The 20,926-nt window shown below is 63.9% G+C and carries 22 protein-coding genes; 16 read left to right on the top strand and 6 right to left on the bottom strand.

Annotated features, from left to right (window positions below):
* Window positions 1-90: 90 nt before the first annotated feature.
* Window positions 91-492: a hypothetical protein gene (locus tag ACVWZM_RS02205; RefSeq protein ID WP_225646077.1), complete on the bottom strand. Its 402-nt coding sequence runs from the start codon at window positions 490-492 to the stop codon at window positions 91-93.
* 117 nt (window positions 493-609) lie between these two features.
* Here ACVWZM_RS02205 and ACVWZM_RS02200 point away from each other — a divergent pair, with 117 nt between their 5' ends.
* Window positions 610-1,902, top strand: a complete 1,293-nt coding sequence (locus tag ACVWZM_RS02200) for a c-type cytochrome (protein WP_316397286.1) — start codon at window positions 610-612, stop codon at window positions 1,900-1,902.
* A 52-nt stretch (window positions 1,903-1,954) separates the two neighbouring features.
* Here ACVWZM_RS02200 and ACVWZM_RS02195 read toward each other — a convergent pair whose 3' ends face one another.
* Together ACVWZM_RS02195 and ACVWZM_RS02190 are read right to left on the bottom strand one after the other, a co-directional pair.
* On the bottom strand, window positions 1,955-2,248 hold the full coding sequence (locus ACVWZM_RS02195) for a hypothetical protein (RefSeq protein WP_253640146.1): 294 nt from the start codon (window positions 2,246-2,248) through the stop codon (window positions 1,955-1,957).
* A 4-nt stretch (window positions 2,249-2,252) separates the two neighbouring features.
* Window positions 2,253-4,223, bottom strand: coding sequence for a 4Fe-4S binding protein (locus ACVWZM_RS02190; RefSeq protein WP_456835192.1), 1,971 nt, complete (start codon window positions 4,221-4,223; stop codon window positions 2,253-2,255).
* A 152-nt stretch (window positions 4,224-4,375) separates the two neighbouring features.
* Here ACVWZM_RS02190 and ACVWZM_RS02185 point away from each other — a divergent pair, with 152 nt between their 5' ends.
* The 10 genes from ACVWZM_RS02185 to ACVWZM_RS02140 all read left to right on the top strand — a co-directional run bounded on the left by ACVWZM_RS02185 (window position 4,376) and on the right by ACVWZM_RS02140 (window position 13,543).
* A complete protein-coding gene (locus ACVWZM_RS02185; RefSeq protein WP_456851678.1) occupies window positions 4,376-5,131 on the top strand; it encodes a biotin/lipoate--protein ligase family protein in 756 nt (251 codons plus the stop codon).
* Window positions 5,128-5,667: a DUF6505 family protein gene (locus tag ACVWZM_RS02180; RefSeq protein ID WP_456851676.1), complete on the top strand. Its 540-nt coding sequence runs from the start codon at window positions 5,128-5,130 to the stop codon at window positions 5,665-5,667. The genes ACVWZM_RS02185 and ACVWZM_RS02180 overlap by 4 nt, the downstream gene beginning before the upstream one ends.
* Complete coding sequence (locus tag ACVWZM_RS02175) at window positions 5,664-6,671, top strand: DUF6352 family protein (RefSeq protein WP_456851674.1); 1,008 nt, start codon at window positions 5,664-5,666, stop codon at window positions 6,669-6,671. The genes ACVWZM_RS02180 and ACVWZM_RS02175 overlap by 4 nt, the downstream gene beginning before the upstream one ends.
* On the top strand, window positions 6,668-7,183 hold the full coding sequence (locus tag ACVWZM_RS02170) for a DUF3305 domain-containing protein (RefSeq protein ID WP_456851672.1): 516 nt from the start codon (window positions 6,668-6,670) through the stop codon (window positions 7,181-7,183). The genes ACVWZM_RS02175 and ACVWZM_RS02170 overlap by 4 nt, the downstream gene beginning before the upstream one ends.
* Window positions 7,180-7,797: a DUF3306 domain-containing protein gene (locus tag ACVWZM_RS02165; protein WP_456851670.1), complete on the top strand. Its 618-nt coding sequence runs from the start codon at window positions 7,180-7,182 to the stop codon at window positions 7,795-7,797. The genes ACVWZM_RS02170 and ACVWZM_RS02165 overlap by 4 nt, the downstream gene beginning before the upstream one ends.
* A gap of 129 nt (window positions 7,798-7,926) precedes the next feature.
* Window positions 7,927-8,706: a Cro/CI family transcriptional regulator gene (locus ACVWZM_RS02160; RefSeq protein ID WP_456851668.1), complete on the top strand. Its 780-nt coding sequence runs from the start codon at window positions 7,927-7,929 to the stop codon at window positions 8,704-8,706.
* Window positions 8,707-8,735: 29 nt separating this feature from the next.
* Window positions 8,736-8,954 carry a twin-arginine translocation signal domain-containing protein gene (locus tag ACVWZM_RS02155; protein WP_028345027.1) on the top strand — a complete coding sequence of 73 codons (219 nt, stop codon included), beginning with the start codon at window positions 8,736-8,738 and terminating at the stop codon, window positions 8,952-8,954.
* 2 nt (window positions 8,955-8,956) lie between these two features.
* A complete protein-coding gene (locus tag ACVWZM_RS02150) occupies window positions 8,957-11,899 on the top strand; it encodes a formate dehydrogenase subunit alpha (RefSeq protein ID WP_200844576.1) in 2,943 nt (980 codons plus the stop codon).
* Between the two features lie 13 nt (window positions 11,900-11,912).
* Window positions 11,913-12,509, top strand: a complete 597-nt coding sequence (fdh3B, locus tag ACVWZM_RS02145) for a formate dehydrogenase FDH3 subunit beta (protein ID WP_011088224.1) — start codon at window positions 11,913-11,915, stop codon at window positions 12,507-12,509.
* A 41-nt stretch (window positions 12,510-12,550) separates the two neighbouring features.
* Window positions 12,551-13,543 carry a formate dehydrogenase subunit gamma gene (locus tag ACVWZM_RS02140; protein ID WP_057017138.1) on the top strand — a complete coding sequence of 331 codons (993 nt, stop codon included), beginning with the start codon at window positions 12,551-12,553 and terminating at the stop codon, window positions 13,541-13,543.
* A gap of 30 nt (window positions 13,544-13,573) precedes the next feature.
* Here the strand turns inward: ACVWZM_RS02140 and ACVWZM_RS02135 are convergent, their stop codons facing one another.
* Window positions 13,574-13,696: a hypothetical protein gene (locus ACVWZM_RS02135; protein ID WP_256520575.1), complete on the bottom strand. Its 123-nt coding sequence runs from the start codon at window positions 13,694-13,696 to the stop codon at window positions 13,574-13,576.
* Window positions 13,697-14,315: 619 nt separating this feature from the next.
* Between ACVWZM_RS02135 and ACVWZM_RS02130 the strand changes: the two genes are divergently transcribed.
* Window positions 14,316-14,960, top strand: coding sequence for an ATP-dependent Clp protease proteolytic subunit (locus tag ACVWZM_RS02130; RefSeq protein ID WP_141342514.1), 645 nt, complete (start codon window positions 14,316-14,318; stop codon window positions 14,958-14,960).
* A gap of 440 nt (window positions 14,961-15,400) precedes the next feature.
* Window positions 15,401-15,718, top strand: a complete 318-nt coding sequence (locus tag ACVWZM_RS02125; protein ID WP_456851666.1) for a hypothetical protein — start codon at window positions 15,401-15,403, stop codon at window positions 15,716-15,718.
* Between the two features lie 36 nt (window positions 15,719-15,754).
* On the opposite strand, the gene ACVWZM_RS02120 is transcribed toward ACVWZM_RS02125, so the two are convergent.
* Window positions 15,755-16,174 carry a hypothetical protein gene (locus ACVWZM_RS02120; RefSeq protein ID WP_057017141.1) on the bottom strand — a complete coding sequence of 140 codons (420 nt, stop codon included), beginning with the start codon at window positions 16,172-16,174 and terminating at the stop codon, window positions 15,755-15,757.
* A gap of 404 nt (window positions 16,175-16,578) precedes the next feature.
* Between ACVWZM_RS02120 and ACVWZM_RS02115 the strand changes: the two genes are divergently transcribed.
* Together ACVWZM_RS02115 and ACVWZM_RS02110 are read left to right on the top strand one after the other, a co-directional pair.
* The gene (locus ACVWZM_RS02115; RefSeq protein ID WP_456851664.1) at window positions 16,579-17,658 is read left to right on the top strand and encodes an AI-2E family transporter; all 1,080 of its coding nucleotides are present in this window, start codon (window positions 16,579-16,581) and stop codon (window positions 17,656-17,658) included.
* Window positions 17,658-18,095 carry a potassium channel family protein gene (locus ACVWZM_RS02110; protein WP_038374727.1) on the top strand — a complete coding sequence of 146 codons (438 nt, stop codon included), beginning with the start codon at window positions 17,658-17,660 and terminating at the stop codon, window positions 18,093-18,095. The genes ACVWZM_RS02115 and ACVWZM_RS02110 overlap by 1 nt, the downstream gene beginning before the upstream one ends.
* 6 nt (window positions 18,096-18,101) lie before the next feature.
* Here ACVWZM_RS02110 and ACVWZM_RS02105 read toward each other — a convergent pair whose 3' ends face one another.
* On the bottom strand, window positions 18,102-18,770 hold the full coding sequence (locus ACVWZM_RS02105; RefSeq protein ID WP_316397267.1) for a helix-turn-helix domain-containing protein: 669 nt from the start codon (window positions 18,768-18,770) through the stop codon (window positions 18,102-18,104).
* A gap of 348 nt (window positions 18,771-19,118) precedes the next feature.
* On the opposite strand from ACVWZM_RS02105, the gene ACVWZM_RS02100 reads away from it, so the two are divergent.
* Complete coding sequence (locus ACVWZM_RS02100) at window positions 19,119-20,867, top strand: sensor histidine kinase (RefSeq protein WP_159109522.1); 1,749 nt, start codon at window positions 19,119-19,121, stop codon at window positions 20,865-20,867.
* Window positions 20,868-20,926: the final 59 nt, after the last annotated feature.

Raw genomic sequence — 20,926 nt, 5'->3', positions numbered from 1 at the left:
GGATGAGCGGGCTGGAAATCGTCTGGCGTTGAACAGCGCGACGCGTCGGACGGCTTGTTCGCTTGCGCAGCCCCCGTCGCGCGCTGTGTTTCAAAAACTCATGAAGATCGGGTTGATCTCAGCGGGATCGCCGACATGTTCTGGGAATTGAAACGGCGCACCGTGGCGATCGACTATCAGAATTGCCAGTAGCAGCGCCAACACCGCAGCGATGTAGATGAGCAGTGGCGACGCGTCCCGGCTGGTGGGATTGCGATCCCGCGGCGGCAACACGCGAGAATGCCAAATGCGCGAGATGAACTGCAGATATGCTTTCGGATGTATTTGCATGTTCGACCTCGATTGTGAGGCGCCTTTACCAAGACTGCGACCGCGTGGGCCGCTCTTCAAGGCGCCGCTTGTCGCACCCCAAACCGAATACGAACTCCCTTGTTGATTACTGGTGAAATGGGCACGTTGTTGCCAAGGGCCAAGCCCGTCGCCCATCGACACGCCAGATTTCCAGAATGATCGCCGGCGGGGCCGATGGACGCCAGGGGAGCACTTTGGCCGGGCAGCAAAAACGGGCAGAATGGCTTGGGGGCTGCGCTGCGAGTGTCTCCGACGGCCATGGATTTGATTTTGCGTCTCGCCACGTTCCTTGTAACAGCATCGCTGCTTCTTGCGCTGCAACCCGCGCAAGCGCAATTGGCCGGACACGGCGGACCTGTCCGCGCGATCGCCGTTTCAGGCGATGGCAGGACGGTTCTGTCGGGCAGCTTCGACACTGCGGCGATCCGATGGTCGCTGGCAACCGAGTCCGCGGATCAGGTCCTTCGCTTCCATTCGGGTGCGGTGAACGCGGTCGCCTTCCTCGGCGATGGAAGAATGGCAACGGCGGGTGCGGATGGCCAGATTGCCATCTGGACGTCGGGCCGGCCGCAGCCGGACCGGGTTTTCGCGGACCATACGGGACCCATCGTCGGGCTCGCCGTTTCGCCCGATGCATCCAAGCTCGCATCCGCCTCGTGGGACCATACCGTGCGGCTCTCGTCGTTGTCCGACGGGGGCTCGCGCGTGCTGCAAGGTCACTCGCAAAACGTGAATGGCGTGGCCTTTGCCCCCGACGGACAGTCGCTGGTGAGCGTGGGCTACGATCTGACGGTGCGGATCTGGCGCCTGCCGGACGGCAGCGCCGAGGTCGTCACGGTGCCGTTGCCGCTGAATGCCGTGGCCATCTCGCCTGACGGCGAAATCGTCACCGGCGCAGCGGACGGCAAGCTGCGCATGATGACGGCCGACGGCAAGGCAAGCGGCGAGGTCACGGCCGGCGCCACTCCGATCGTCGCCTTGGCAGTCTCGCATGACGGCGCCTTGATCGCCGCGGCGGCCATTGACGGCACGGTGGCGATCGTCGATCGCAAGGCGCGCAGCGTGCTGCGCACGCTCGGCGGGCTGGGCGGGCCGGTTTGGTCGGTGGCATTCCTGCCCGATGGCGTGACGCTCCTGACCGGCGGCGCCGACGGCAAGATCAGGCGCTGGAATGCACTGACTGGCGCGGCGGCCGGATCGAACGTGGTGGGCACGCCGAGGGACCCGCTCGCCGCTTATGGCGGCGATCACGGCGCCGAAATCTTCAGGGCCTGCGTCGCCTGCCACACATTGTCGGAGACGGAGGTGCAGCGCGCCGGTCCCACCCTTGCCGGACTGTTCGGTCGGAGGATCGCCTCGCTGCCGGGCTATCGCTTCTCCGACGCACTCAAGACGATGGACATCGTCTGGACGCCGGAGACCGTCTCAAAATTGTTCGAGATCGGGCCGAACGCCTATACGCCCGGCACGAAGATGCCGGAGCAGCAGATCGGCTCGGCCGAAGATCGCCGCGCGCTCACAGACTTCCTGGCGCGTGCGACGTCGAAATAGCCCGAGTTGGCGCTAGCCGCCTTGCGGCGTCCTCAAGCGAAGATATGAGGCTTTAATACCCCGGCCATTGCTCCACTGGAATTTTCGTCAGCTCCGGGTTCTCCTTGAGCATGCGGGCGATATTAATGCTGGGATGTTCCTTGAGCGCTGCCACGACGCACTGGTTGACGTATTTGCGGCGGGACAGCCACTTGATCTTCTTGCCCTTCGCCTCGGCCTTGCAGGCGACGACCGCCTGCTTGAGTGCAACCTTTTCGGCTTTGGTAAGAGCGGCGGCCTCGACGGCTGTGCCGCCAAGGGAGGTGGTGACAAGGCACGTCGACAGAACCTTCATGAATCGAGGCATGCGGCTAGTCCTTGTTCTCGCGTTGACGCAGGTAGTCATCCGTCGTTCGTGGCGGCGCGCGTTCCGGCACGTCCTGGATCGGATCGAACTGCTGTTCGCTCATGACGATGACCCGGCAATCGGCGCACATCCGCAAGGCCTCGGTCCGGCGGTCCCCGGCAGGGTACATCCAATGCCGTCCCTCGAGTTTGGTCGCGATCCGATCGATCGTGCTCTTGACGCCGAACGGCGTGCCACAGCGAATACACAGGGCAGGTTCTTCTTCCTTGATCACCCGCGCCGGCGCGCGTCTTGCCCGGAAATCGATCTGCGGGGCGAGCCTGATGACTTTTTCAGGACAGGTGCTCTGACACAAACCGCACTGCACGCAGGCGTCCTCCACGAATTTGAGGACAGGGCGGTCGGGATCGGCGCGGAGCGCGCCGGTTGGGCAGGCCGAAACACAGGACAGGCACAGCGTGCAACCGGCGACGTCGACGGTGATCGCACCGATAGGTGCACCCTCAGGCAAGGCGATCACGTCAACCGGCTTGGGGGCGAGGCGATGCAGTTCGCTCAAGCCGAAGCGAAGCAGATCGCCGCGTTTGCCGACCGTCAGGAAAGTCGCGGGATTTTCGAGGCCGGCGAGGGGGCCAATCCCCGTCAGTTGCTCGGCCAGAGTGTCGGGATCGTCGGTTTCGATCGTGCTCACGCGGCGGCCGTCAAATCCGAGTCCGGCGAGAATGGTCTCGGCCATCCGGATCGTCAGCAACGATCCGGTCACGTCGTGTCGTGGCTTGGCGCGCAGCAGGAGCCGCACGGCAGCCGCGCCATAGCCGAAGGCGCCGATGATGGCTTCCAGGCCGACCTGCGTCAGCTCGTTGACGGCGAGGGGAAGCACGTTGGCCGGCAATCCGTCGCCATGGCGGGCGAGCGCATCGATCAGCGGCGTGCCGTGCTGGCTGTCATGCAGCAGCAGGACCGGATGTGTGCCGCCGGCCTCGCGATAGGCGCGCAACATGGCGCGGAGGATCTGCAACTGGGTATCGGCGGGTGGCAGCGCGTAGGATGCCGCTCCGGTGGGGCAGGCGGCCGCACATTGCCCGCAGCCTGCGCACACCTCCGCGTTGACTGCGACATGGTCGCCGTCCGGCGTGATCGCGCCGGTCGGGCACAAATCGAGGCAGCGATGGCATCCGATCAGCTTCGAGCGGGAATGCGCGCAGAGGCTGGGTGTGAAGTCGACATATCTCGGCTTGTCGAAGCTTCCGACGAGATCGCGGGCGGCGAGCACCGCACGCAGCATGGCCGCGGGATCTCTCGGATCCGCGCGGAGATAGCCGTCTCGCAGATCGTGTGCGGGAAACAGAGGCGGCTCGCCGGAGAGGTCGAGCACGAGATCGCAGCGCGAGATCGCGCCGTTGCGCGGGGCTTCGAACTCGAAGCGGGCGCGTGAGGACGGGCGTGGCTGCGCGTAGTCGTCGATCGCGAGCTCGAAGCCGCCAAAGTGCCCCCGCGCATTGCGGATCGTGCCCTGCACGATCGGGAACACGGCCGCGGCAGGCGGCACGACGTCCGCCGGCTTCCTGAGCATGACCGTGACGTCGAGATGGTCCGCCAGCAGCCGGCCAGCCTCGATCGCGGTCTCGTCGCGCCCATAGATCAGGATGATGCCATCGCTCGACAATGTGACCAGCGGATAGTCCGGCGCGGGAACCGCCGCCGCTGCAAGCAGCGCCGCCATCTTCGGGCCCGCCTTCGCGCCGTCGCGCGACCAGCCCGCCGTCTCGCGGATGTTGACGAAGCTGATCGGGCCGGCGCGTTCGCCCATCTCATTGGTGAACTGGCCGGCCTGCTGCGTGCAGGCGACGGTCAGCGGGCCGTCGGCTTTCGCGGCGTTGCGGAAATCTTCGAGCTCGGCGCCGCAGAGATGACGATGGCTCCTGATCTCGCAGTTGGGACATCCACGCTGGATCGCGGCCACGTCAAGGCGCATCGTGTCTTCACACGAGCAGATCAGGACGGTCTTCGCTGGCTGCTCCAGGTCGATCCCTCCGCGGGTGCGGCGCCGTCTTGCGGACTCGCGCCATTCCTTCACCTCGTATAGATATTCACTATCGGAAGGAAAAGGAAAGTGGAGGACGGCACTTGCGGTCGACCCCGACCAGCCGCGTCTCCGTGACGGAAGCGATCCATCTGCCGCCGCCATTCACGCTCGTCCGGTTGCGTGAGAGCGGAGACGCCTTTGCTCACGCTTGCCGCATTGCACCTAAAAGCGGTGCCGGCACGCTGGTGTGCGTCGGGCGGTTCGATCTTGCCGAATTCGCCGTGGTGCTCGAGCCGGGCGAGCCCTTGGCCACCGCGCGGCGCGCCTTCTATGCGGGCATGGTCGCGCTCACCGACGCTCTGCGCGCCTATGCGCCGCCGCACAAGACGGTCGCGATCGGCTGGCCCGATGCGGTCGCGATCGACGGTGGGCTGGTCGGCGGCGGACGGATGGGATGGCCGACGTCCGCGCGCGAGGACGAGCCGCCTGCCTGGCTGGTGTTCGGCGCCATGATCCGGACGGTCGCAATGGCCGATCAGGGACCAGGCGTCCATCCGCTCGCGTCCGCGCTGGATGAGGAGGGGTTTGGCGAAGCGGGAGCCGTGCAGGTGACCGAGAGCTTTGCCCGGCACCTGATGCGGGCGATCGATAGCTGGCAGACCGATGGCTTTGGCAGCCTCGCGCGCGATTATCTCAGCCGGATCCCCCGCGAGCGGCGAACCGTGCTGCGGATCGATGACGGCGGCGATCTCCTCACGCGCCACGTCGGTGCCGGCAGGATTGAACGCAGCGTACTCATCAAGGCGCTCGGAACGCCGTCCTGGTTCGATCCGAAGCTCGGAGGGCCGCGACTGTGAAACTGCTCCGCAGCATCGCGCTCGATCCCTCCGACACCTTCGTATTCGATGTGGCGGCCGAGCCGGGCGAATGGGCCGTCTCCGGCGCCTTCCGCTTCTGCGATCAGGATCCGACGAAGCTGACCGGCAAGGCCCGCGTCGCGTTCCGCAGTGGCTTCCTTGGGGTGCAGTCCTGGGGCTGGTCGACGCTGGTGCAGATCGTGCCTGCCACCGAGAACGATTGCAGCGCGCTGATCGACCGCCTCGCGAGGCAATTGATCGATCGCTTCGGTGCGCCGGATCTGGCGACCGCGCGGGTGGCGGCGGAAGAGGAGGTCGCCTTCGCGCAGTCGCTCTGCAACCATCCGGTCAGCTCGCTCATTGCCGTTCACCGTTCGGTGAGCGACGGCGAAGTCCGGGAGTCGTTCCGCAGGCTGCAACTGCGTCAGGGTCAGGGACACAGCAAGGCGTTCTCGTTCATGGAAGTCGAAGACGATGTCGAGCCTGACGGTGATCTCAGGCTTGCCGATATGAGCGGGGAGCCGCGGCACCGATGAATGATTTCTGGATCGCGTGCGGCCACCATCTGCTCGATCGCGACGAGAGCGGGGGGCTTTGCGTCACCGACGAGTTCCTGAAGGCCTATTTTGCTCGTCCGGAGCTGGTTCCGCCGGACGAAGCATGCCCGGTCGAGCGGCGGCTGCACCGCGCGCTGCTCGCAGCTCCCCGCAGGCCGGTCGGCGCGGAAGAGATTGACGCGATCGTCGATGCGGATGCTCGGGAGAACTGGCGGCTCGTGCTTGCCTTCCGCGATCTCCTCCTGCGGCATCCGACGCTGGAGCAGGCCTATCTTGCAACCGTCCGGTCCGGGACGAGCGATTTGCCGCCGCTGTTCGTCAATCAGCTCGTGCACGTGATCCTGCGCAATGCGCTCGATGGCTGCGATGATCCGTTCGTGCTGCGCGCAGCCGAGCTGTTCTTCCGCCCGCAGCGCATCCTGCCGCAGGAGCAGGCCCTGCTGCTCGGTGATGAAGAGGTCGTCGGGGGACAGACTCCGACCCCGGTGCTCTCGCTGATGTCGATGCTGGGGGCGTTGACCGATGCCGAGCTCGACGTCTTGCGCGAGGACAATGCCGGCGATTACTGGCGCCGGAGCGATCAATTCGACATGGCATTCGACCTCACCGCAGGCGGCCGCGGGCCGGCGGCGCTGGCGCAGGCGATGGCGCGCTGGATCTCCCATCTGCTCGGGATCGACGTCAGCATTGAGCCGCTGCGCGAACTGCGTGATGCACGTCTCACCTGGTATGTCGGGCTCGACGCCGATGCGACCAGGCTCGGCGACCGTCTCTGGCATGGCGAGCAGCTCGACGACCGCAGCGCCGGACGCGTGCTCTCATTGTTCCGCCTGACGTTTGCGGACGCCAGCGTGGCCGCAGACGAGATGCGGGCCGAGCCGGTCTATCTCATTCTGTCGATGAACGCCGACCAGAAGCTCCGGCTGAAGCCGCAGAACTTGCTGACGGGGCTGCCGGTCAAACATCTGGAGATGGCGACATGAGTCCGGCCGCGCTGCCGCTTGTGCGTGTTCCCGTCGGCGTCGTGGTGGAACGGCATCAGGCGGACTCGCCGTGGACCGATTTCGTCTGGCGCGCGGTTGCCGTTCTGCCCGACGAGCCGGACACCAAACCCTGGACGGTGCTTCGCGACGAGAACGGGACGACGCTGTTTTATGCCGGCAGCGCCACGGTCGATCTCTATGGTTCCGAGACGGCGCGCTATCGCGACAATCTCGCCTCGGGCAGTCCGGCCATCTGGGCCGTCTTGTCGCCGGCGGAAGGCGCCTGGCCCTACTCGGTGGCTGCCGCGACCGCCGATCCTTCGGAGGGCGAGGCGTTCACGGAGGCCGGTGCGAATCTGGTCGAGGCCGTCCCCATGCCGGAGATGCTGCGTGAGCGGATTGAAAGCTTCGTGGCCGAGCACCACGTCGAACGTGAGTTCTTCAAGCGCAAGCGACGGCAGGCCGATCCCGAGGCGCTCGCGCGCCGGCAGCATGAAGGCGGACACGAATGAGTGAGGACAAGTTCCTGACGCGCTGGTCCCGCCGCAAGCAGGAGGCAAAGGCGAACGCCACGCAACCGGATCCGGCAATGCGCGACGACATGCAGTCGCCGCCGCCAGCCGTCAAAGACGACGACGCGGAGTTCGACCTTGCGAGCCTGCCTTCGATTGACACGATTACCTCGGCGACCGACATCACCGCGTTCCTGCGCAAGGGAATCCCGCAGGAGCTGACGCGTGCGGCGCTTCGTCGCGCCTGGAGCGCCGATCCCGTCATTCGCGACTTTGTCGGGCTTGCCGAGAATGCCTGGGACTTCAACGACCCGACCGCGATGCCGGGCTTTGGCCCGCTGGATTGCTCCGAGGCTGAGCTCACCGCGCTCATCGACAGAATCGTCGGCGGCCTCGGCAAGCCGGCCGAGGCACCGCCCGAGCGTTCGGTTGAAGTCGCGGATTCTTCGCAGCAATTGCGCGAGGTCGAGTTGCCGGGCATCGGCGCCGAAGAAGCCGCGACCACGGGAACCGCACCTGATCCTGCTGCAACGCAACGAACGCTCACCGAAAGCTCCGACGGCGAACAGGTGCCGGTTGAGCGCCGCACGCACGGCAGCGCGCTGCCTCGCTAGGGACCGCGACGAAAGGCCATAGCCTCAGACTATGCGAGCTGATTGACCCCTCGTTGGGCTGGGACTAGGCTTCGCTAGCGCTTTGTAAGAAAAGCAAAATCAGCACCCGGGACTTGGATGGAGGTCCACGTGCGCGATGCTGGCCTTGAGCGAGCCATTGACGCTGCCGGCGGCGTTGCAGAGCTTGCGCGCAAAATCGGCATCAGCCAGCCCTCTGTTTCGAACTGGAACAAGGTGCCCGCGCAACGGGTGATCGCCGTCGAAGCCGCCACAGGCATCTCGCGCGATCATTTGCGGCCTGATCTGTACAGCGAGCCGTTTTTCTCCGAAGAGCCGATCGATTCTGTCGATGTCGCGCGTGCGCAGGAATATCTGCTGCTCGCGACACTGTTGTCCGCCGCACCATCGAAGAAACTGCTCGATCAACTGGCTGCGTTGACCGCCGATGCCACGCCGCTTGGGCGCGCGCATGCCGCGCTGGCCGAATCCGCCGCCAATGCAGTCGCGGCGACGGTCGAACGCGAATATTTCGATCTGTTCACAGGTCTCGGCCGCGGCGAACTCTTGCCCTACGCCTCCTACTATCTGACCGGCTTTCTCAACGAGCGGCCGCTGTCGAGGCTGCGCGCCGACCTCGCTGCGTCCGGGATCGAGCGCATAGCGAACAATTCCGAGCCGGAAGATCACGCGGCTATCCTGTGCGAGATCATGGCAGGCTTCGCGGGAGGGCGTTTCCCGGCGCCGTTCGACACGCAGCGTGCCTTCTTCGGCAAACACGTCGCGCCCTGGATGGGGCGGCTGTTCGTCGACATCGAGCGCGCGGAGAGCGCCGTCTTCTATCGTGCGGTCGGTGCGCTTGGTCGCGCCTTTGTCGAGATCGAGACAGAAGCATTCACGTTCGCGAACTGACCTGCATCCGCAGGTCCAGGAGAGATGCGATGAGTGAAGACAGGACAACCACAGTCGGGCGCCGCGATTTCTTGCGCAAGGTCGGCGTCGGCACGGTGGGCGCCGGCGCGACCCTCGCAACGCCGCTGGTCGGGGCTGCGCAGGCTGACAGCGAAACCAACGATGAGAAGCGCAAGGCGCGCTACAAGGAAACCGATCACGTCAAGGCGTTCTACCGCGTCAATCGTTATCCGGCAAAGGGAGGTTGACCGTGCTGATCAAGCGAACAAACCAGCGTTCCCTGCGCCAAGGCTCCGCCGCCAGCTCCCTTGCAGATCAGGCCGGTGGCCTCGACCGCCGCAGCTTCCTGCGCAAATCCGGTCTTGCCGGCGGCGCGCTTGCCGCATTCGGCACCTTGCCGCTCGGCAGCGTGCGCAAGGCGGAAGCCGCGGCGGCCGGTCCGCTCACGGCGGGAGCGACCGTGCGCAAGAGCATCTGCACGCATTGCTCGGTTGGGTGCACGGTGACGGCCGAGGTCTTGAACGGGGTATGGATCGGCCAGGAGCCGAGCTGGGATTCTCCGATCAATCGCGGCTCGCATTGCGCCAAGGGCGCTTCCGTGCGTGAGCTCGTGCACAGCGAGCGGCGGTTGCGCTATCCGATGAAGCTGGTGGGCGGGCAGTGGACCCGCGTCTCCTGGGACACCGCGATCAATGAGATCGGCGACAAGATTCAGGCGGTACGTGAGAAGTCGGGTCCCGATTCCGTCTATTGGCTCGGCTCGGCCAAGATGACCAACGAAGGCGCCTACCTGTTCCGCAAGCTCGGCGCGTTCTGGGGCACCAACAATACCGATCACCAGGCCCGCATCTGCCATTCAACCACCGTCACCGGCGTCGCCAACACCTGGGGCTACGGCGCGATGACCAACAGCTACAATGACATCCGCAATGCGAAGACGCAGGTCATCCTGGGCGGCAATCCGGCCGAGGCGCATCCCGTCTCGCTGCAGCATCTGCTCGAGGGCAAGGAGCTGCAAAGGGCCAACTTCATCGTCATCGACCCGCGGCTGACGCGCACCGCCGCGCACGCGACCGAATATGTGCGGATGCGGCCGGGTACCGACATTCCGGTGCTCTACGGCATGATGTGGCACATCCTGCAGAACGGCTGGGAGGACAAGGAGTTCATCCGGCAGCGCGTCTACGGTTTCGACGACCTCAAGAAGGAGGTCGAGAAATGGCCTCCTGAGGAAGTCGAGCGCGTCACCGGCATTCCCGGCGAGCAGCTCAAGCGCGTCGCCAAGATGTTCGCCACCGAGAAGCCGGCAACGCTGATCTGGGCCATGGGCCAGACGCAGAAGACCGTCGGCACCGCCAATGTGCGGGCGAGCTGCATCGCGCTGCTGATGACCGGCAATGTCGGCAAGGCCGGCGCCGGCGCCAACATCTTCCGAGGCCACGACAACGTGCAGGGCGCGACCGATGTCGGGCTCGATATCGTCACGCTGCCGTTCTACTACGGCCTTGCCGAAGGCGCCTGGAAGCACTGGTCGCGGGTCTGGGAGGTCGACTATGACTTCCTGAAGGCGCGGTTCGATTCCAAGCAGATCATGGAAACCCCCGGCATTCCGCTGACCCGCTGGTTCGAGGCGGTGACGTTGCCGAAGGAGCAGGTTGCGCAGAAGGACAACGTGAAGGCGGTGTTCGTGCAGGGACACGCCTCCAACAGCATCACCCGTATCCCTGAATCCCTCAACGGCCTGAAGGCGCTCGAGCTGCTCGTCATCGCCGATCCGCATCCGACGACCTGGGCCTCGCTCGCGGTCGAGGCGGGACGCACCGAAGGCGTCTACATTCTCCCGGTCGCCACCCAGTTCGAGTGCAAGGGGTCGCGCGTCGCTTCCAACCGCTCGCTGCAATGGGGCGAGCAGATCGTGAAGCCGATCTTCGAGTCGAAGGACGATCTCGAAATCATCTATCTGATGGCGAAGAAGCTCGGCTTCGCCGATCAGATGTTCAAGAAGATCAAGGTCGAGAACAACCTGCCCGAGGCCGAGGACGTGCTGCGCGAGATGAACCGCGGTAGCTGGTCGACCGGCTATTGCGGACAATCGCCCGAGCGCCTCAAGGCGCACATGAAGAACCAGGCGAAGTTCGACATGCTGACGATGCGGGCGCCAAAGGATGATCCCGAGGTTGGCGGCGACTATTACGGGCTGCCTTGGCCGTGCTGGGGATCACCCGAGGTCAGGCACCCCGGCACGCCACTGCTCTACAACACCAATCTGCACGTGATGGACGGCGGCGGCACGTTCCGGCCGCGGTTCGGCGTCGAGCGTGAGGAGAAGCTGCCGGACGGCACGACGCGGAAGGTAAGCCTGCTCGCGGACGGCTCGTATTCGTTGGGGTCGGGAATCCAGGATGGCTATCCGGAATTCACGCTGGCGAGCCTGAAGAAGCTCGGCTGGGACAGCGAGCTCACCGAAGCGGAAATGGCCGTGATCAACAAGATCAATCCGGCCAATCCGGACACGGTGTCGTGGTCGCTCGATCTGTCGGGCGGCATTCAGCGCGTCGCGCTGGCGCACGGCTGCGTACCCTACGGCAACGGCAAGGCGCGCATGAATGCCTTCGGCTTGCCGGATCCGATCCCGGTTCACCGCGAGCCGATCTATACGCCACGCGTCGATCTCGTCGCCAAATACCCGACGCTGCCCGACGCCAAGCAGTTCCGGATGCCCAATATCGGATTCTCGGTGCAGAAGGCCGCGGTGGAGAAGGGCATTGCAAAGCAGTTTCCGCTCATCCTGTCGTCCGGCCGTCTGGTCGAATATGAGGGCGGCGGCGAGGAGACGCGCACAAACCCGTGGCTCGCCGAGTTGCAGCAGGACATGTTCATCGAGATCAACCCTGTTGATGCCGCCGATCGCGGTGTCAAGGACGGCGGCTGGGTCTGGGTCACCGGCGCCGAGAACAATTCCAGGGCAAGGATGAAGGCGCTCGTCACCGAGCGGGTCGGCAAGGGCGTCGCCTGGATGCCCTTCCATTTCGGCGGCTGGCTTGCGGGCAAGGATCTTCGCGGCAACTACCCGAAGGGCACCGATCCGATCGTGCTCGGCGAAAGCGCGAACACGATCACCACCTACGGATACGATCCCGCGACGGGCATGCAGGAGCCCAAGGTCACTCTCTGCCAGATCGCGGCGGCATAAGGGAGCAACGACGATGGCACGTATGAAGTTTCTCTGCGACGCCGACCGTTGCATCGAGTGCAACGCCTGCGTCACGGCCTGCAAGAACGAGCACGAGGTGCCCTGGGGCATCAACCGCCGCCGGGTCGTCACCATCGCCGACGGCAAGCCGGGCGAACGCTCGGTCTCGATGGCCTGCATGCACTGTACGGACGCGCCCTGTGCGGCGGTGTGCCCGGTGAATTGTTTCTATACCACCGCCGACGGCGTGGTTCTGCACTCCAAGGATCTCTGCATCGGCTGCGGCTACTGCTTCTACGCCTGTCCGTTCGGCGCGCCGCAATATCCGAAGGTCGGCAATTTCGGCTCGCGCGGAAAAATGGACAAATGCACCTATTGTGCCGGCGGTCCCGAGGCCGATGGCAGCAAGGAAGAGTACGAGAAATACGGCGCGAACCGGCTTGCCGAAGGCAAGCTGCCGCTGTGCGCGGAGATGTGCTCGACCAAGTCGCTGCTCGCCGGCGACGGCGAGATCATTGCCCAGATCTATAAAGAGCGCGTGCTGAAGCGCGGCTACGGCTCAGGCGCATGGGGCTGGAAGACCGCCTATCGCGAGACGATCGAGTCCTGACGACGACCTGGCGCGGGTCGCGTCGATATCGGGAGGACCTTATGGCGTGTTTTGCACGATGTGTTCGGCTCGTCATCGGCGTGGCTGGACTCCTGCTGCTCGTCTCCGCGGCTTCCCCGTCCGTAGCCCAGCAGGTCAACCCGACCGCAAGCGCGGTCAAGGAGCAACAGCTCCTGCAGGAACTGAACCGGGTGCAGGGACGCGTCAGCATACCCGACCAGCGCTCGGGCGTTCTCGAACAGCCGGCCGGCCGTGAATGGCGCGAGTTCCGGAACGTGACGCTGCGCTGGATCGGCGGCATCGCCATTCTTGGCATGCTCGCGGCGCTGGTCATCTTCTATCTCAGCCGCGGGATGGTGCGGCTGCAGAGCGGTCGTTCCGGCCGGACCATCGTGCGCTTTTCCGCATTCGAGCGCTTCGTGCACTGGATGACGGCGACTTGCTTCATCATTCTGGCGATCTCGGGGTTGAACGTCACTTTTGGACGTCCATTGCTGCTGCCGTTGATCGGCCACGAAGCGTTTTCCGAATGGTCGCAATGGGCGAAATATGTTCACAACTATCTCAGCTTCCCGTTCACCATCGGCGTCGTGCTGATCTTCCTGATGTGGATCGCCGGCAATATCCCGAACAAGGCGGATGTCGACTGGATCAAGCGCGGCGGCGGCATCGTCGGGCACGATCATCCGCCGGCCTATCGTTTCAACGCCGGCCAGAAGGCGATCTACTGGATCGTGGTCATCGGCGGAGGTCTGGTGGCAGCGACGGGATATGCGCTGATGTTCCCCTTCTACCTGTCAGGCATCGAAGGGATGCAGCTCGCGCAGATCGTCCACTCCATCGTAGCGATGCTCTTCACGGCAGTGATGTTGGCGCACATCTATATCGGCACGATCGGCATGGAAGGCGCGTTCGAGGCGATGGGAAGCGGCACCGTCGATGTCAATTGGGCCAGGGAGCACCACAGCCTCTGGCTGGAAGAGGAGAATGCGCGCGATGCGCGACCCCAGCCCTCCGTCACCGCGGCGGAGTAGGGGGGCGCGCAGCCGTTGAACGCGAACTTGCTACAGCCGTACGCCCGTCGTTGCAAAGGCCTGTGCGACCGGTTCTTGCACCCGGTTTAGCGCCAGGGCCCCGAATGCCGACACGACGACGGCGGCCACGCAGGCGAGCAAGAAGACTTTCATTGTCGTTCTCCCAAATCGATCGGGATGCAGTGGGAGTTTACACAAGATGACGCGTCGCGGACAGCGTTGTCCGGCGCGTGTGGGCGGCCATCGCTCAAGCCATGGGGCGCAAGCGGCGGCTTTCGGGACGCTGCACCATCGAGACGCCGCATCCCGCGTTAGGTTGCCTTGGCGACCAGCAGGTCGCGTGGAGCGTGGATTGATCGCGCATGTCGAGCCTTAATGGGATTCCTCAGGCGGTCCGGTCCCCTCAAGGATCGGGGGCAAAAAGAAAGAAATGAAATGAATGACTTAAGGTGGAGATTGTCGGTGGCCCCGATGCTGGATTGGACTGGCTGATCCCAGGGTCACGGTAGATGATGTTTGCTCTCGGCACAGAGCGTGCGCTTCTAGACGTCAAAATGGCGCTCCCGCCTGCGCGCTTGCTGAATTGGGTTTGATTCAGATCAACCCACGATGCGCGTCGATGCTCTGTCTATCGTGTGAGGTACCGGGTCCAATGGGGAGCGCCGTGGCAGCCTGGAAGCACGCTTTGAGGGTCCTCCGCGCGACATTTATCGATGGCGACGCAAACAGCCGGAGCGCCACGCATGGGTCGATGCGGATTGCAGGATGCGTTTTGAGCATCGCGGTCGTGCTGACCTCGACGAACTGTCTCGCGATGGAGTTTTCCCGTGTCCAGGGGTGCTTTGGAGATGTCTTGAAGCTCAGTGGAGATATCAGGGATGGGGACTTTGTCCGCTTTCGCGGATATCTGGCGACTGAGCGCCGGGTCGTTGGCCTCGATCTCGATTCCCGAGGTGGGTCACTCTACGAAGGCTTTCGAATCGCCATGCTCGCGCACCAGAGGCAAATCGCCAGTTACGTTTCCGGAGAATGCGACTCGGCATGCGCTTTCATTTTCCTGGCGAGCAGGAAGCGTTATGTGGCGCCAAATGCCAAGATCGGCGTCCATTCGGTTTCCAATTTACACGGCAACGAGGACAGTCGAACGATTCGTGACACGATCAAGCTTGCGAGGTTGTCGGCCAAGCTCCGTATTCCTCCGTCGGCCATCGGCAGGATGGTCATGACTCCGCCGGGAAAGATCTCCTATTTGAACAAGGAGGAACTCGCTTCGCTGAAGGTCATGGAGCGGAATCCGTTTGATCGCACGGCGACCGCGGAATCAAGGAGTGGCTCCATGTGCGGCGCGGCGCCCTCGAAGAGCGCGTCGGAGGAGCAACGTCCGATGCGGAACGCCGCCGGCTCGAAGGGAAGCTAGGGCGCTGGTTGAGCGGGCTTTGGCGCCGAACCGGCTCGTATAGCCCAATTGGGTCAGTCAAGCCGTCGCACGTGACCCTGACTGCTTGGCACAAGCTGCACTGGTCTCTCCATTCCACCGCGATCTACAATCGCAGCCATGGGGTATACCAGCGACAGATTTCGGCGAGTGCGTGGCGCAAGCCAGCCGGCTGGCGCTCGCAATTGGCTGCGTCGCTGGCTTGAAGAGGCCGACGGCGATATTGCCTTCAAGGTCGTGGTCGTGACGGCCGGGATGCTGTCGACCGCGGCGATCGCCTTTGGATTGCTATCGTCCTGAGCGCGCCTCTTGTTTGCCGCGCGTGATGCTGGAATTGTCGTTCTGAGGTGCTCCGCCCGTGAAGCTCTGACAAGATGAGATATCGTCTTCAGCACGACACGGATCATTCCCGGCGGCAATGAATGCACTTCGAATTAGCTGAAAAATCGAGCGGACGTCGAGACCGTCTGGCGGCCAAGTTGGGCGTCGGGACCTGCGCCGCGACCTTCCTGTTTTGCTGCGCGCAACAGACGGCCGCGCTGCCGCTGACGCCTTACCGCTATGAAGCCCAGGCTCAGCGGCATTGCCCCGGCGATAGCGTGGTCTGGCTCGATTTTCGGCGCGGACGCTACTACCTCAAAGGGCAAAGCCGCTATGCCAGGGGCTTCGATGGCGGCTTCGTGTGCAGGAATGAAGCGCGCGAGAGCGGCTATCGGCGTTCGCTGCTCGGCCTTCGGTGACATCACCGAAGGCCGGCCTGTCACGTAAAGCCGGCACTACCATCCGTCATAGTAGCGTGGCCGAGCGTAATAGCCGTAGCCTCCGCCCGGCGGGCAATAGTCGTAGCCATAGCCGCCGCCATAGCCGTATCCACCGCCATAGTAGGGATACCCGCCATAGTAGGCCGAGCTCGCGATGGCTCCGCCAACGATCGCACCGGCGGCTGCAGCGCCCCAGCCTCGATAGCCCCATCCACGATAGCCTCCCCAGCCGCCGGTGCCGCGCCAACCGCGATAGCCCCAGCCGCCGCCGCGCCAGCCGCCCCAGCCGCCCCAGCGCACCTGAAGGGCGGTGTTGCTCTCGACCATGCCCTTCATGGCCGCGACGTTGGTCGGCAACGGGGCCGCCTGGCTCGCGCCAATGCCGACCATGCTCGCAAGCAGGATCAAGGCCGGCAGGGTCTTGGTGTTCTTCATGACGTCCTCCACATCGGGGTGACACAGGCAGTCGCGACCGAAAGGCAGCCAAATCGAGAGCGGCTTTCCGATCCATGAGGACGCCGAGCCTGTCAGCCGCGGCCGGCCCGAAGCTTGATTTGAATCAAAGTGGCAAGAGGGCGGTGCGGACGATTGATCCTGCGCCTGGGACAATTGCCGCGGATAGGCAGGACGCCGCCTGATGGGGCGCGATCGCGCTCGTGATCCCGAGCGCGAATGCATCCCGGCGAAGTCGGAGCGGCCCCCGATTCCTGCCCCCGAACCGGGCCGCTTCCTCGGTGAAAGTCCGGACGCGTCACGCTTGATCTGAATCAAGCCGTGCGCAGCAAGGCGATGGCATCGCTTCCCGCGTAGCTGCTGATGCTCGACTCGAAAGCACGCTCTTGAAAACCCTTCGCCAGCTCGTGACCGGAGACGAGTTCGTCCAGCTCGCAATTCGCCTCGGATTGCTGGCACTGTTGATCTACTGGTCGTTCGTTCTGGTCAGCCCGTTCGTGCCGATCCTGGCCTGGAGCGTCGTGCTCGCGGTCGCGCTCTATCCCGTCTTCACCTGGCTCGCAGCAATGCTCGGCGGCCATACCGGCGTCGCGGCGCTCGTGCTGACCTTGATCTCTCTGGGAGTCGTCATCGGGCCGGCGACCTGGCTCGGAATTGGAGCGGTAGAGGGGGTGAGGGAGCTCGCCGAACAACTCGGCGCCGGCCACGTTGTCGTGCCGTCGCCGCCGCCCGAGATCAAGGATTGGCCGCTGATCGGCGGCCCACTCCATGAGATCTGGGATCGGGCGTCGACCAATCTGCGTGCCGTGCTGCGCGAGGTCGTGCCGCAACTGAAGCCGTTGGCCGGGACCCTGTTTGCATTTGCCAGCGATGCCGGGATCGGGATGCTGAAGTTTCTGCTGGCGGTCGTCGTGGCAGGGTTTCTGTTTCCCTATGGCTTGCAGCTTGCGGCGGCGTGCCGGAGCTTCCTGTCCCGCATCGTGCCGGAGCAGAGCGAGCACTTCCTCGACCTTGCAGGTGCGACCATCCGGGCGGTTTCCCGCGGCGTCATCGGCGTCGCCGTCCTGCAATCGCTGCTGGCCGGCATTGGTTTCAAGCTGGCGGGGATCCCGAGCGCGGGGCTGCTGGCGTTGGTCGTGATGCTGCTCGCGATCGTGCAGATCGGGGCGGCAATCGTGCTGTTTCCGGTCATCATCTGGCTATGGTCGGCCAAGGATTTCACGACCGCACTCGCCCTCACGTTCTTCTTCCTGGTCGTCGGCGTCCTCGACAATGTGCTGAAGCCGCTGGTGATGGGACGGGGCCTGACCACGCCGGCGCTCGTCATCTTTGTCGGCGTGATCGGCGGCACGCTTGCCCACGGCATCGTGGGCCTGTTCATCGGTCCAATCATTCTCGCGGTCGCCTGGGAATTGCTCACGGCATGGATCCGGGACGACCGCGCCCGGCTGGCGGGAGAGCGATAATGCTGTTTCAGCTCCTCGTGGGATCGGCGGTGAGCGCGATCAATATCGCGATCCATTCGCTGTGGACCGTCGCGGCGATCGGGTTGCTTCGCAACGTTGCCTTGAGCGCGGCCGGCCGGGCGGGGCTACAGCTCAGCGGCGTGATGGTCGCAACCGCGCTTGCGCTGATGCTGGCTCACACGCTCGAGATCGTGGTGTGGAGCCTGGCCTATTGGGTGCTCGGCGCCGCGCCCGCCGGCAGCAATCTGCTGTATTTCGCCTTTGTGAACTACACCACGCTCGGCTATGGCGACGTCATCCCGGTCAAGCAGTGGCTGTTGATCGGACCGATGGCGGCCATGAACGGCATTCTCATGTTCGGGTGGTCGACCGCGGTCTTGTTCGAGGTGTTGCAAAAGACCATCGAGCGCCAGGCGGCGCTGACGAAATCTCCCTGACGTCGGCTAGTTGTCCAGCCTGGACAGCTGGTCGCGGTCGACCAGCATGATCTCGCGCTGGTTCGAGCCAAGGAAGTTGAGCGCGCCATAGGCGTGCAGCTTGGATAGCGCACGTGACACGGTTTCGAGCGTCAGTCCGAGATAGTCGGCAATATCACGCCGGCACATCGGCAAGGCGACGACACCGACTCCGGTCAGCCGGCGATCCATTTCGAGCAGAAAAGCCGCAACCCGCTCCAATGCGGTCTTGCGGCCGAGTAGCAGCATGTGCTCCTCGGCATGCCGCAGGTTGCTGGTCGTCATGACCAGCAGGTTGCGAGCCAGGGCGAAATCGGAGTCGGCCACGCGTTCGAGGCTGATCCGCCTGATCAGGTGCACGTTCGTGTCGACGATGGCTTCCGCGGTAAAGCGATGGGTTTCGGCATTCTCGAGGCCGAAAATATCCCCGACGAGGTGAAAGGCACCAATCTGGCGGCGTCCGTCGGAAAGCAGCTTGTAGCTGCGGACCGCTCCTGAAGCGACCTGGTAGACGTACTCCGCCGGCTCCTTCTCACCGTAGATCTCGGTGCCTTTCCTGTAGTGGAATTCGCTGCTGACGCAGTTGGCGTGCCGGGCGGTCAACCCACCGAGGATGCTCGGCACATTGGCGGGTCTGGCATTGACGCGAGCAAACATGGACTAACTCTCTCGGGTAACAACTGATGCAGCGTCCGCGGCGGCTCGAAATGCTTTTGTCCGCGCGCAATAACTACGACAGGGCCCGGCCGGTCTCTATTGGTCTTGAGGTCATTGTCCTAAAGGACAGGGTGCGCAAAATGCGGCAATTTGTTCGTAAATTGGTGCGCACAGTCTTAGATTACTTTTCAATTTTCTCGGCGACAACCGGGTGCTAGGTTTTGAACCCGTTGGTCTCCGGCTCCGAACGTTATGGGCAGTGCAATTCGGCTCTCTGGACTGATCATCCTGCTGGCTGCTTTGTTGGCACCGGCTGATCTCCGGGCGCAACAAACGCGCCCGCATTCCATGCTGGTGCTGGACCAGTCCGATCGACGTGGCCCCTTCTACTACCAGGTGTTCGTTGGCCTAAGGGATGCGGTGAGCGCTCACGGGCACGCGCCGACCACCGTCTACACCGAAAGCCTCGATCTCAATCGCTTCGGCGGCGAGGCCTATCAGGAGGATTTCCGGCGATTCCTCGAGGCGAAATATCGCGATCGGCCGATCGGCGTGGTGGTCACCATTGGCGCGGCTGCGCTTGAGCTTGCGCTCCGCTGGCGCCCTCAGCTCTGGCCCGACACGCCAATTGTGTTTTCGCTGGTCGAAGAGGCTGATTTCAAGCGATTGCAGCCGCCGGCCCATGTTACCGGCGGCATCGTGAACTTGAAACTCAAGGATGCCGTCACGGCTGCCCGCGCCATGATGCCAGGCCTCAAGACTGTCGTGCTGGTTGGCGCGGACTGGGACCGGCAAGTTCTGTTTCGCAATTGGAAAGACCAGGCAGCGGCCGGCATTCCGGGCCTCGACATCATCGAGATCATCGGACGTCCGATGCCCGAGATCGTTGAGCGGGTCGCGGCGCTCCCCGATCATAGCGCGATCATCTACACGGGCCTCTATAGCGACGGCAAAGGCAACTATTATCCGCCGTCGGATGCCCTCACATTTGTCGCGGCAAGAGCCAATCGTCCGATTGTCGTCGCCGCGGAGACCTTCCTCGGGGCGGGCGGCATCGGCGGATTCGTCATAGTTCCGTCGCTGATCGGTGCCGAGGCTGCGGGAAGGGCGCTGCGCATTCTGGATGGCGAGGCGCCCGAAGGCCTGCCACCGTCGGTCATCGATGCGGTGAAGCCGATCTTCAACTGGCGGCAGATGCAGCATTGGGGCGTCAGCGAAGCCAGTCTGCCAAAAGGTAGCGAAATTCGCTTCCGTGAGCCATCCTTCCTGGAAAAATATCGTTGGCGGGCCGTTGCGCTGGCAGTGGCGCTGCTGGTTCAAACCGCGCTGATTGCGTTCCTGCTCCACGAGCGTCACATGCGGCGGAGTGCCGAGGTCGAAGCCCGCAGTCGCCTGTCCGAGCTCGCCCATATCAATCGGCAGGCTACTGCCGGAGAACTCTCGTCCTCGATCGCCCATGAGCTCAACCAGCCGCTGGGCTCGATCCTGACCAATGCCGAGAGCGCGGAGCTGATCCTCGCTTCGCCGACGCCCGACCTTCAGGAGGTGCGGGAAATCATTTCCGACATCAAGCGTGATGATCTGCGCGCAAGCGAGGTGATCCGCAGGATGCGCAGCCTGCTCAAGCGTGCGCCATTTGAGAAGAAGGAGATCGACCTCAACCAGACCATGCGGGAAGCATTTGATTTCCTCAAGCTGCAGGCCTCGACGCGCAACGTCGCAATCTATCTGCAGACCTCACCGCAGACCCTGCGGGTGAAGGGCGACCCGGTGCAGTTGCAGCAGGTCATTCTCAACCTCGTCGTCAACAGCATGGACGCGATGGCCAAAATGCCCTACGGGCGCACCATCATCGGCCGTACGGAAGTCAATGGGGACGCGTCGGCGGTGATTTCCATCAGCGATTCCGGGCCGGGAATTCCGCAGGACAGGCTGAACGATATCTTCGATCCGTTTTTCACCACAAAGGAGCAGGGCATGGGCATCGGCCTGTCCATCGCACGGACGATCGTTCTGGCGCATAGCGGCCAGCTCTGGGCCGAGAATCAGTCCGGAGGAGGGGCGGTATTCCACCTTTCGCTGCCGCTGGCCGCGTAGCGCGTTTGGGTCTTGTTTGCCGGAGTGCAAGGTTCGATTTACGACGAACGCAGCATTTT

This window comes from Bradyrhizobium sp. USDA 4501 (assembly GCF_054062115.1).
This window is presented reverse-complemented; position numbering and strand designations above follow the sequence as displayed.

What these genes read in the sequence shown, in the direction of transcription:
- ACVWZM_RS02200 (WP_316397286.1), top strand. Translation starts at nt 610, where the DNA reads ATGGATTTGATTTTGCGTCTCGCCACGTTCCTTGTAACAGCATCGCTG.
- ACVWZM_RS02195 (WP_253640146.1), bottom strand. Translation starts at nt 2,248, where the DNA reads ATGCCTCGATTCATGAAGGTTCTGTCGACGTGCCTTGTCACCACCTCC.
- ACVWZM_RS02190 (WP_456835192.1), bottom strand. Translation starts at nt 4,223, where the DNA reads ATGCGCCTTGACGTGGCCGCGATCCAGCGTGGATGTCCCAACTGCGAG.
- ACVWZM_RS02175 (WP_456851674.1), top strand. Translation starts at nt 5,664, where the DNA reads ATGAATGATTTCTGGATCGCGTGCGGCCACCATCTGCTCGATCGCGAC.
- ACVWZM_RS02170 (WP_456851672.1), top strand. Translation starts at nt 6,668, where the DNA reads ATGAGTCCGGCCGCGCTGCCGCTTGTGCGTGTTCCCGTCGGCGTCGTG.
- ACVWZM_RS02165 (WP_456851670.1), top strand. Translation starts at nt 7,180, where the DNA reads ATGAGTGAGGACAAGTTCCTGACGCGCTGGTCCCGCCGCAAGCAGGAG.
- ACVWZM_RS02155 (WP_028345027.1), top strand. Translation starts at nt 8,736, where the DNA reads ATGAGTGAAGACAGGACAACCACAGTCGGGCGCCGCGATTTCTTGCGC.
- fdh3B (WP_011088224.1), top strand. Translation starts at nt 11,913, where the DNA reads ATGGCACGTATGAAGTTTCTCTGCGACGCCGACCGTTGCATCGAGTGC.
- ACVWZM_RS02140 (WP_057017138.1), top strand. Translation starts at nt 12,551, where the DNA reads ATGGCGTGTTTTGCACGATGTGTTCGGCTCGTCATCGGCGTGGCTGGA.
- ACVWZM_RS02135 (WP_256520575.1), bottom strand. Translation starts at nt 13,696, where the DNA reads ATGAAAGTCTTCTTGCTCGCCTGCGTGGCCGCCGTCGTCGTGTCGGCA.
- ACVWZM_RS02125 (WP_456851666.1), top strand. Translation starts at nt 15,401, where the DNA reads ATGCACTTCGAATTAGCTGAAAAATCGAGCGGACGTCGAGACCGTCTG.
- ACVWZM_RS02120 (WP_057017141.1), bottom strand. Translation starts at nt 16,174, where the DNA reads ATGAAGAACACCAAGACCCTGCCGGCCTTGATCCTGCTTGCGAGCATG.
- ACVWZM_RS02110 (WP_038374727.1), top strand. Translation starts at nt 17,658, where the DNA reads ATGCTGTTTCAGCTCCTCGTGGGATCGGCGGTGAGCGCGATCAATATC.
- ACVWZM_RS02105 (WP_316397267.1), bottom strand. Translation starts at nt 18,770, where the DNA reads ATGTTTGCTCGCGTCAATGCCAGACCCGCCAATGTGCCGAGCATCCTC.
- ACVWZM_RS02100 (WP_159109522.1), top strand. Translation starts at nt 19,119, where the DNA reads ATGCTGGTGCTGGACCAGTCCGATCGACGTGGCCCCTTCTACTACCAG.